Origin of the sequence: Burkholderia sp. E168m23 (assembly GCF_016586125.1) — a bacterium.
Classification (GTDB): domain Bacteria; phylum Pseudomonadota; class Gammaproteobacteria; order Burkholderiales; family Burkholderiaceae; genus Burkholderia; species Burkholderia orbicola.
Map to the genome: position 1 here is coordinate 1 of NZ_BCPP01000143.1, position 10,068 is coordinate 10,068.

9 protein-coding genes and 2 pseudogenes are annotated in these 10,068 nt (G+C 69.4%); 3 read left to right on the forward strand and 8 right to left on the reverse strand.

The annotated features are described in order from the left end of the window. On the forward strand, window positions 1-2,318 hold a 2,318-nt coding region (locus JMF90_RS10280; protein WP_201325085.1), incomplete at its 5' end, for a cation-translocating P-type ATPase. A gap of 210 nt (window positions 2,319-2,528) precedes the next feature. Here the strand turns inward: JMF90_RS10280 and JMF90_RS10285 are convergent. The 4 genes from JMF90_RS10285 to JMF90_RS10300 all read right to left on the reverse strand — a co-directional run bounded on the left by JMF90_RS10285 (window position 2,529) and on the right by JMF90_RS10300 (window position 5,665). After that, entirely contained in the window at window positions 2,529-3,008 is a 480-nt protein-coding gene (locus JMF90_RS10285; protein ID WP_011548929.1) for a GNAT family N-acetyltransferase, read from the reverse strand. 119 nt (window positions 3,009-3,127) lie between these two features. Beyond that, window positions 3,128-3,283: a hypothetical protein gene (locus JMF90_RS10290; RefSeq protein WP_011548928.1), complete on the reverse strand. Its 156-nt coding sequence runs from the start codon at window positions 3,281-3,283 to the stop codon at window positions 3,128-3,130. Between the two features lie 174 nt (window positions 3,284-3,457). Beyond that, complete coding sequence (locus JMF90_RS10295) at window positions 3,458-4,861, reverse strand: flagellar hook-length control protein FliK (RefSeq protein ID WP_175804397.1); 1,404 nt, start codon at window positions 4,859-4,861, stop codon at window positions 3,458-3,460. A 105-nt stretch (window positions 4,862-4,966) separates the two neighbouring features. After that, a complete protein-coding gene (locus JMF90_RS10300) occupies window positions 4,967-5,665 on the reverse strand; it encodes an MgtC/SapB family protein (RefSeq protein ID WP_011548926.1) in 699 nt (232 codons plus the stop codon). Between the two features lie 115 nt (window positions 5,666-5,780). Between JMF90_RS10300 and JMF90_RS10305 the strand changes: the two genes are divergently transcribed. Beyond that, the gene (locus JMF90_RS10305) at window positions 5,781-6,890 is read left to right on the forward strand and encodes an AGE family epimerase/isomerase (RefSeq protein WP_027812333.1); all 1,110 of its coding nucleotides are present in this window, start codon (window positions 5,781-5,783) and stop codon (window positions 6,888-6,890) included. Here the strand turns inward: JMF90_RS10305 and JMF90_RS10310 are convergent. Continuing rightward, a complete protein-coding gene (locus tag JMF90_RS10310; RefSeq protein WP_011548924.1) occupies window positions 6,863-8,482 on the reverse strand; it encodes a methyl-accepting chemotaxis protein in 1,620 nt (539 codons plus the stop codon). The genes JMF90_RS10305 and JMF90_RS10310 overlap by 28 nt on opposite strands. 277 nt (window positions 8,483-8,759) lie before the next feature. On the opposite strand from JMF90_RS10310, the gene JMF90_RS10315 reads away from it, so the two are divergent. Further along, window positions 8,760-9,203: a PaaI family thioesterase gene (locus tag JMF90_RS10315; RefSeq protein WP_006480333.1), complete on the forward strand. Its 444-nt coding sequence runs from the start codon at window positions 8,760-8,762 to the stop codon at window positions 9,201-9,203. Between the two features lie 42 nt (window positions 9,204-9,245). On the opposite strand, the gene JMF90_RS10320 is transcribed toward JMF90_RS10315, so the two are convergent. The 3 genes and pseudogenes from JMF90_RS10320 to JMF90_RS10330 form a co-directional block, all read right to left on the reverse strand. Then, on the reverse strand, window positions 9,246-9,464 hold the full coding sequence (locus JMF90_RS10320; RefSeq protein ID WP_011548923.1) for a type II toxin-antitoxin system RelE/ParE family toxin: 219 nt from the start codon (window positions 9,462-9,464) through the stop codon (window positions 9,246-9,248). A 47-nt stretch (window positions 9,465-9,511) separates the two neighbouring features. After that, window positions 9,512-9,747: pseudogene (locus JMF90_RS10325) on the reverse strand (type II toxin-antitoxin system Phd/YefM family antitoxin). Between the two features lie 128 nt (window positions 9,748-9,875). Next, a pseudogene (locus tag JMF90_RS10330) lies at window positions 9,876-10,068 on the reverse strand (CoA transferase); the annotation flags it as partial.

A 10,068-nucleotide genomic window follows, 5' to 3' on the forward strand; every position in this document is an offset into this window, starting at 1 on the left:
AGGCAGGCTACGGCGCAACACCGATCGCCGTCTCGGCTCGGCCCGCAACTTCCGCTGCCACGCCCGCTTCCGCCGACGTCGAACTCGACATCGGCGGCATGACGTGCGCGTCCTGCGCCGGCCGCGTCGAAAAGGCGCTGGCCGCCGTGCCGGGCGTCGCCCGCGCGACGGTCAACCTCGCGACCGAACGCGCGTCGGTGCACGGCGCCGGCGCACTCGACGCCGCCACGCTGATCGCGGCGGTCACCACAGCCGGCTACCGTGCGTCGCTTCCGGCCGCGTCACCCGCCAGCGCACCGGCCGGCGCCGACTTACAGCCAGCCAGCCCCGCGCAGGACCCCGACGCACGCAAGCGCCGCGAAGCGATTCGCGAACGCAACCTCGTGATCGGCGCCGCCGTGCTGAGCGCGCCGCTCGTCGCGCCGATGCTCGCCGCACCGTTCGGTATCGACCTGATGCTGCCCGGCTGGCTTCAGCTCGTGCTCGCGTCGATCGTGCAGTTCGGCTTCGGCGCGCGCTTCTACCGCGCGGCCTGGCATGCGGTGAAGGCACGCACCGGCAACATGGACCTGCTCGTCGCGCTCGGCACGTCGGCCGCATACGGGCTGAGCCTGTGGATGCTGCTGCGCGATCCCGCGCATCCCGGCCATCTGTATTTCGAAGCGTCGGCCGTCATCGTCACGCTCGTGCGCTTCGGCAAGTGGCTCGAATCGCGCGCGAAGCGCCAGACCACCGAGGCGATCCGCGCGCTGAACGCGCTGCGCCCCGACCGTGCGCGCGTCGTCGAGCACGGCGTCGAACGCGACGTGCCGCTGTCGCAGGTGCGCGTCGGCACGCGCGTCGGCATCCGGCCCGGCGAGCGCGTGCCCGTCGACGGACGGATCGTGTCGGGCCGCTCGCACATCGACGAATCGCTGATCACCGGTGAAAGCCTGCCCGTGCCGAAGGACGATGGCGACGCCGTCACGGCCGGCTCGATCAACGGCGAAGGTGCGCTCGTCGTCGAAACCACCGCGATCGGCGCAGAGACGACGCTCGCGCGCATCATCCGCCTCGTCGAATCCGCGCAGGCCGAGAAGGCGCCGATCCAGCGGCTCGTCGATCGCGTCAGCGAGGTGTTCGTGCCGGCGATCCTCGGCATCGCCGTGCTGACGCTGGTCGGCTGGCTGATCGCCGGCGCCGGGACGGAAACCGCGATCCTCAACGCGGTCGCGGTGCTCGTGATCGCGTGCCCGTGCGCGCTCGGTCTCGCGACGCCCGCCGCGATCATGGCCGGCACAGGCGTCGCGGCCCGGCACGGCGTGCTGATCAAGGACGCGCAAGCGCTCGAGCTTGCGCAACGCACGACCGTGATCGCGTTCGACAAGACCGGCACGCTGACCGAAGGCAAACCGTCCGTGACGGCGTTCGACGCCGTCGGCATACCGCGCGCCGAAGCGCTCGCGCTCGCGGCGGCCGTGCAGCGGCAGAGCGACCATCCGCTCGCGCGTGCGGTGGTCGTCGCGCACGACGCGGACGTGGCCGCACAGGGCGGCGCAGCCGCGTCGGTCGTCGCGACCGATGCGCGCGCGGTGGCCGGGCGCGGCGTGGAAGCGCACGTCGGCGGGCAACAGCTTGCGCTCGGCAGCACGCGCTGGCGCGACGAACTCGGCATCGCGGTGCCGCCGGCGCTCGATGCGCGCGCGGCGGAACTCGAACGCGCGGGCAACACGATCTCGTGGCTGATGCGTGCCGATGCGCCGCGCGCGGTGCTCGCGCTGATCGCCTTCGGCGACACCGTGAAGCCGGGCGCCCGCGACGCGATCGCGGCGCTGTCGGCGCGCGGCGTCGCGAGTGCGCTCGTGACGGGCGACAACCGCGGCAGCGCGACGGCCGTCGCGGCGGCGCTCGGCATCGGCGAAGTGCATGCGCAGGTGCTGCCCGACGACAAGGCGCGGGTCGTCGCCGAGCTGAAGCGCACGCACGGGGGCGTCGTCGCGATGGTCGGCGACGGGATCAACGATGCGCCCGCGCTCGCCGCGGCGGACGTCGGCATCGCGATGGCGACCGGCACCGACGTCGCGATGCACACGGCCGGCATCACGCTGATGCGCGGCGACCCGGCGCTCGTCGCCGATGCGATCGACATTTCCAAACGCACGTACCGCAAGATCCAGCAGAACCTGTTCTGGGCGTTCGTGTACAACCTGGTCGGCGTGCCGCTCGCGGCGCTCGGCTTGCTGAACCCGGTGATCGCGGGCGCGGCGATGGCGTTTTCCAGCGTCAGCGTCGTGACCAACGCGTTGCTGCTGCGGAGATGGAAAGGCCGCGCGCGTTGATGCGGCGGGCCGTGAAGGCGGGATAGCCGAATGGGCCGTTCGGCGGTCGGTGGGCGGTGGGCGGTGGGCGGTGGGCGGTGGGCGGTGGGCGGTGGGCGGTGGGCGGTGGGCGGTGGGCGGTCAGAGGATCACGGAGCGTGCCGGCATTGGCCAGCTACGCAGTGTGCCGAATCGCACAACCCCATGACGATGCATCGCGAGCCCGCGGATTCAGTCCGACACGACCGGTTTGATCAACGTCGTGGTGATCGGCACGAAGCCGCATGAACGATACAGCGCACGCGCCGCCGCGTTGTGATTGAACACCGACAGCCCGATCTCGGTGACGCCGTAGCGACGCGCCTCGGCGTCGAGCGCATCGAGCGCACGCGTGGCCCAGCCCTGGCGGCGCCGGGACGGGACGATGTCGAGGTCGTAGATGAACAGCGTGCGGTTCGGCCCTTCGGGGACGATCGCGTACCAGAGGTCGCCCACCGTGTCGCCGCTGGCGCCGTCGATGAGCGTGACGAGGGTCTGGCCGGCGGTCAGCAGGCCGTCCGGCAGCAGCGTGTCGAAACAGGCGCGCGCACGATCGGCCGCGTCTTCGACAGCATTTTGCCCGGAGGAAACGAGATCGCTCGCGTAGCCGTGGATGGCTCGCGTGCGGTACGCGTGGAATTCGCCGGCCGTCATCGGCCGCATCTGCAGCATGGCCCGGTCGCCGTGAACGGAATCGGACTTCCAGTGTAACGGGACGGTCGCACCGGCGCGCGAGGCGGCGGTGGAAAACGGGCGAGCAGGTACGGCGGACGCCGCGCCGAATCAGCGAATCAGCGACGGTACAGGACGATCGGCACCAGGTTTGCACGGCGCACGCGCTCGGCTTCGGCGTGACGTGCGGCGTACGAGTATTCGGCGTCGAGCGGCAGGTGCGGGGACACGAACAGGTCGTCGATTTTTTGCAGCAGGGCGAAGATGAAGCTCATGTGAGACTCCTGACAGATATGGCTAGGGTTTTCCCTTAGAACGCCTCCATTCTAAGGGTTTTCCCTGAACTCTGCCAGCGAACTGCATCGGTTTGCCGCACCCGCGCGACAGCCGATCGCCGGCGGGAAGCGGCGATCCTTGCTGCATCGGGCTGTCAGGATAGGGTCGAAACGTTAGCGGGTGCGACGAACCCGCTTCGCGACGGCCGCCTCGCGGTTCGCGCTGCGCTGAAGCCGGTCGACTTGCGACAGGAGCGCTTCGTGGTGCTCCTCGAGCGTCATCAGCGTGGCCTGCTGCGTCGACAGATCGGCCGCGAGGCGATCGATCCGTTGCTGCTGGGTGGCCACGTCCTGCTTCAGGTGCGCGATCTGCCGCGTTTGCAGCACCAGCGCGACGAGCCCTACCAGCACGACGACGGCCAGCGCCAGCAGCAGCCGGTTGACGCGGCGCATCTCGCGATCGGCCGACCGCGTCAGTCCGTCCACGTCGGACTGCAGCGCGGCGAGCCGGTCGGTCAGCGGGCGCAGGTGCGTGTCTGGATCGAAGGCCGGCGCGGGCGGTTGCGGGCGCTCCGACGAGGGCTTGGTCACGAACGAGGCGGCGGATACCGCCGGCTGCGCAACCGGCGACGGCGAAACGTCGGGCTGCGGGGTCGTGTCGCGGGGCTTCGCGGAAGGTGTGGCGATTGCCGGTTCGAGCGGCCGCACCGACTGTGCCGACTGTGCCGACTGGGTCGGCTGGGTCGGCTGTGCCGGCGTCTGTGGCTCGACCGGCGCGGCGACGACCAGCGGCAGGTTCGAGTCAACCGCTTCCGGCTTCGAATCGACGCTCGTCGCAACCGGTGCGGCTGGCGTCGCCGCCGCTTCATTGGCGCCGGCAGCGACCCGGCGTTTGCTGCCCGATGACGCGCGGCGCTCCTTCACGGCGTCGCCCGAAGATTTCCCTTCGCGGGATTTGACGACCGCCGCCTCGACGACAGGCTTCGCGACTTCGCCATTTGCCGCTGGCGACTCCGCCGCCTGCGCCGCAGCGCCATCTTCGGCTTCCAGCTTCGTCTCCGCGTTCGCGGCGCGGTCGACCGCGGGCACGTCGATCTGCGTTACGCCGCCATCGACCGCAGGCGAATCGGCGGCCTGCGTTGCAAGCCCCTCTGCCGATGCGCCGTCGACGTTCGCGGCCACATCGCCTTCAGGTGTCGAAACGGAAACGGCCTCGACCGCCCCATCCTGCGCCGCCGTCCTTTCCGCTTCCGCATGCGTTGCCGCCGCATCCGCCGGCGGGACGAACCCGTCCAGCGTAGCCTGTCGCCCGTCATCGGCAACGGCCGCCGCATCGGCTTCCACCAGCGCTTCCTCGTGCGCCGTCACCGGCATGCGCTCGCCCGGCTCCAGCACCGGATCGCCGAACAGGTCGAGCGTCCGTTCGTCGCGCGGCGCGTCGCCGGCCGGTGCGCTGCCGGATCGCGCCGTCGCCCTGGCGGACGTGCTGCCTGCGGCAGCGGCCGAGCGCGGGCGCGAACGGGCCGACGAACGGGTGGAACGGGAGCGGGAGCGAGGCGTGGAAACGGATTCGGTCATGGAAATCGGATAGCGGGGCCCGCAGACGCGAACCCGGATGTCGAACGGAATCGGTGGCCGGCCATTGTCGCACGCCCCGCAACCGAGTCACGCAATCGAGTCACGCTATTCGTCGCCCGCCAGCCCGTTCCCGCCGTCGAAGCGCGTGACGCCGGGCAGCGCGCGCAGCTTGGCGCAGATGGCCTTGTATTCGAGTTCCGATACGCGCGCCAGCGCGATGCGCACCTCGTCCTGCTCCCCCGCGTCGTCGGCACGCTGCACGATGAACTGCTTCACGCGCGCACTGTCCGGGCCGAGCGCCGCGTGCAGCGAATCGAACGTCAGCGTGCCGCTCGCGACCGTCAACGCAAGCTGGCGCCGCTGGCGCACCGTGAAATAGCGCCGCTCCAGCGGCTTGATGCCGGCCAGGATGATCAGGATGATGATCGTCGCGGAAATCGCCGCGACATAGAGCCCGCCGCCCACCGCCAGGCCGATCGCCGCGACCGACCACAGGCTCGCGGCCGTCGTCAGCCCGCGCACGATCTCGCCGCGCAGCAGGATCGAACCCGCGCCGAGGAAGCCGATGCCCGATACGACCTGCGCGGCGATCCGCGACGGATCGAGCACGACGTGGTCGCTGGTGCCGAGCACGTCGGCAAAACCGAACGCCGACACGATCATGATCAGCGTCGAGCCGACGCACACCAGCATGTGCGTGCGCAGGCCGGCCGCCCACGACAGGCGCTCGCGCTCGAAGCCGATGACGCTGCCGAGCGCCGCCGCGAGAACGAGCCGCATCACGAGTTCCAGGTTGCTGAGCATCCGATTTCTCTCCTTTTTTTGGTGCCGGCCGCGCGGAATGTTTTATCCTTGGCCCCGGCCGCGCCGATTCTCCGGGCCGCGCCGACACGTTTCGATCCAAGCGCTCAACCCCGCCATGTCCGTTTCCGACTCCGCTTCCGCCCAGGCCGCCCAGTTGCGCCACCATTTCGCGCACGTCGTCTTGCCGATCTGGCGGGGTTCAGGGTTCGACTCGGCGTTGCAATTGCCGTTCGAGGCCGTCGATCCGGCCACCCACGCGCCGCTGCCCGTGACCCGTTATCGCGCAATGGCGTGCGCAAGGCAACTCTTCGTGTTCGCGCAGGCCGGCGACACCGCCCACGCGGCCACGCTGTTCGACGCGCTGTGCCGGCACTTTCGCGACCCGCGCCACGGCGGCTGGATCTACAGCGTCGATGCGCAGGGCGCACCGCTCGATACGACCAAGGATCTCTATACGCACGCGTTCATCGTGTTCGCGTGCGCTGCGTGGCATGCGGCGTCGGGCGACGCCGCCGCGCGCACGGTGGCCGAGGAAACCGCCGCGCTGATCCAGGACCGCTTCGCGCCGCGCCACGGCGACGCGTTGCTCGATGCCGCGCGCCATGCCGACTTCTCGTCATCCGGCAGCGGTGCGCTGCAGAATCCGCTGATGCACCTGACCGAAGCGTGGCTCGCGGCCGCCGATGCGTTCGGCGACCCGGCATTCGACGATGCGCTCGCACGCACCGCGCAGGCCGTCGAGCGCACGTTCGTCGATGCGGCGACCGGCTGCGTGGCCGAGCTGCCGCTCGGATCAGCCGACAACCGTTTCGAGCCCGGCCATCAGTTCGAGTGGTTCTATCTGGTCGATGCGGCCGGTGCGCGGCTCGCGCAGACCGGGCTGCCCGCCGCGCTGTCGCGCGCGTTCGCGTTCGCCGAGCAATACGGCGTCGATCCGCAGACGGGCGGCGTGTGCGCGGCGCTCGACGCGCAAGGCGCATGCATCGACGGCACGCAGCGGATCTGGGCGCAGACCGAATACCTGCGCGCGCTCGCAACGCACGGCGGCACGCCGGCCTCCGCGCCGCTCGCGCGCCAGATCGAGCGGTTCGCCACGCGCTTCCTGCATCCGCGCGGCTGGTTCGAATGCAAGACGGCGGACGGACAGGTATCGCGCGCCGACATGCCGTCGACGACGCCCTATCACCTCGCGACCGCCTACGCGGCGCTGCCGACCGGTTCGTAATCCGTCGCGGCGAACGACGGCGCCGCGCGGCCGCCGTGGGCGACGCGTCCGTCGCCCAGTTCGAACACCGACACCGCCTGCATCAGGTGCGCGGTCTGGTCGTTCAGCGATGCGGCCGCCGCCGCGACTTCCTCGACCAGCGCCGCATTCTGCTGCGTGAGCTGATCCATCTGCGTGACGGCCTGGTTCACCTGCTCGATCCCGACGCTCTGCTCGACCGACGCCGCCGTGATCTCCGACATCGTCTGCACGACGCGCGTGATCGACGCCGACACCGTGCGCATCGCGTCGCCGGCGCGCTCGACGAGTTCCGCGCCGCCGTTGATCTGCGCGACCGAATCCTCGATCAGCGCCTTGATCTCCTTCGCCGATTGCGCGCTGCGCTGCGCGAGCGAGCGCACTTCGCCCGCGACCACCGCGAAGCCGCGCCCCTGTTCGCCGGCCCGCGCGGCCTCGACCGCCGCGTTCAGCGCGAGGATGTTGGTCTGGAATGCGATGCCGTCGATCACCGAGATGATCTCCGCGATGCGCCCCGAGCTCTGCGCGATGCCGCGCATCCGGTCGATCACGCTGTCGACCACGCCGCCGCCGTGGCTCGTCGCTTCGAGCGCCGCGTCGGCCAGCGCGCTCGCCGCGCGCGCGCTGTCGGTGTTCTGCCGGACGGTCGCGGTCAATTCCTCCATGCTCGCGGCGGTTTCCTCAAGCGACGCGGCCTGCGTGCCCGTGCGCGCCGACAGGTCGGCGTTGCCGCCCGCGATCTCGCCCGCGCCGAGGTGGATCGCATCGGACGCCTGGCGCACCGTGCGCACGGTGCCCGCGATACTCGTCTGCATCGCGCCGAGGGCGCGCAGCATCCGGTCGATCTCGAACACGCCGCCCGCCTGCACGGCTTCGTCGAGACGGCCCTGCGCGATCCGCTCGAAATGGCGGCCGGCCTGCTCCAGCGGCGCGACGACCGCGCGCCGCGCGGCCGCGTAGATCGCGGCGCTCGCCGCGAGCATCGCCACCAGCAGCACGATGCCGACCGACTTGAACCACAGCATGCCGCCGTCGATCGTGTCGAGCGCCGCGCGGCTCGACGTGCCGCCATAGTCGGTGAAGCGATGCAGCTCGGCGATGTACGCGTCCTGGAAGCCCTGGGTCGGCTGGTCGAGGAACGCCTGGATGTTGTCGGCGTCGAGGAACTGCACGAGCTCGCCCAGCGCGCCGCGCAGCGCGCGATAGCGCTCGGTGAGCGCCGCGACGCGCGCGCGGTTGGTGTCGTCGACCGCCTGCGCGGCCGTCAGTACCGCGAACGCCTTGTCCGCTTCCGCGAGCGACGTGCCCGCGTGACGGATGATGTCCTCGGGCTTCGGCCCGCCGCGCACCATCCGCGTGCCGGCACGCGACAGGTTGATGCGCGCGTCGAGCAGTTGCTCGGTCGCCCGGCTGGCCGCGTCGACCTGCGCGATCGCGACGTTCGACAGATCGTCGACGCCGCTGCGCGTCGACGTGAGCGCCCAGAAGCCGAGCGCTTCGATCGCGAACAGGAAGAGGCAGAACACGGTCAACACGCCGAGCAGACCCGACGCGAGCTTGATTTTTCCGAACATGGGGATTCCTGGAGAGCGGACGATGAGGCAATGCCCCGGCATTAGCGGCATTTCTTCGTCGGACTTTAGGCGGAATGGCCACCACGCAGGTCAATCGCGCGCTTCGCGCGCGCATTCGCGTCGAATCGCCCGCAAACGCGGAGATCTTGCGTATTCGACGCAATAATCGCGTCGCATCGCGCCGGGATTTGCACGAAACGCGGACGAATTTCCTTGCTTATCCGGAGCCCCCTTCCTAGAGTTCAGCGCAAGCGGGCACTCATTTCAAGGAAGTTCGATGACCGACATCACGGACCACGCGCGCGGCGCATTGCGCGCGCAGCCGTTCAGCATGCTGCTGGGCACGGAGCTGATGCATATCGGCGACAACGAAGTGTCGCTGTGTCTGCCCGTGCGCGAGGAACTACGGCAGCAGCATGGTTTCGTGCACGGCGGCGTCATCAGCTATCTCGCGGACAACGCGCTGACGTTCGCCGGCGCGCTCGTGCTCGGCCCGCGCGTGATCACCGCCGAATACAAGATCAACTATCTGCGGCCGGCCGTGAACGGCACGCTCGTCGCCCGCGCGAAGCTCGTCTACGCGGGCCGGCACCAGGCGACCTGCCAGTGCCACGTGTTCGTCATCGACGGCGATCACGAGCGGCTCGTCGCGATCGCGCAAGGCACGATCAACCGCGTCGGCGACGGCAAGATGCCGGATGCGCCGGTGGAGACGGCGTGAATTGCTGCGTCGGCAAGCATCGATGCCGCGACGCCTGTCGCGCTAGCGTTTCATCGCAGCCAGATAGACCGCATCACGCTCGCGGCGGCCCACCGCGACCACCAGCACGATGACTTCCGCGTCGCGCACTTCGTAGACGAGGCGATAACCGACACCGCGCAGCTTGATCTTGTAGCGATCCGGGTGGCCATGCAATTTGGCTGACGGGATACGAGGATGCGCGAGCCGCTCGGCGAGCTTGGCCTTGAATTGATCGCGCACGGTGCGATCGAGCTTCCCCCTTCAATGCAGGCTCGAGAAAGGCGAGATCAAAGGTCATTCAAATTGACCTTGACGATCTTCTCCCTGGCGCGCGAATCGGCCAACGCATTGTCGTCGGTGTCTTCCAGGCGTTCGACCATCGCCTCCCACGTCTTCGCGGGAATGCAGTAGAACGCGGGTTCGTTGTGATTCAGGAGGCGACCGGAAAACCCTCGCCCGCGGCAACGGTTCCCATCGGATTCCGCTTCAGCTCCGAGACGCTAGCCAGAATGGTATGAGGCATATCTGCTCTTTCTCCAATCGAGCGCCGATTGTACTTAATTTGATACGAGACTAAGCACCAAAATTGACACTCTGATGCACTCGACACTCGACCGTCGACGAACGGAAACCACCTCCTGAAAGACAGCCCTAGTCTGTCTCATCCCCCGCCAACGGCAAAAACCGCGGCGCCACCCGCGCCCGCACGTTCCCGTGCTCATCGGTCCGATAGATCCCGCGCGCCGCGTTGTGCGGGTGCACGGCCGCGTCGACCACGCTCAGCACCGGCGCGAAACACGCATCGGTGCCTTCGAGCAGCGCGCGCCAGTGCGCGGATGGCTGC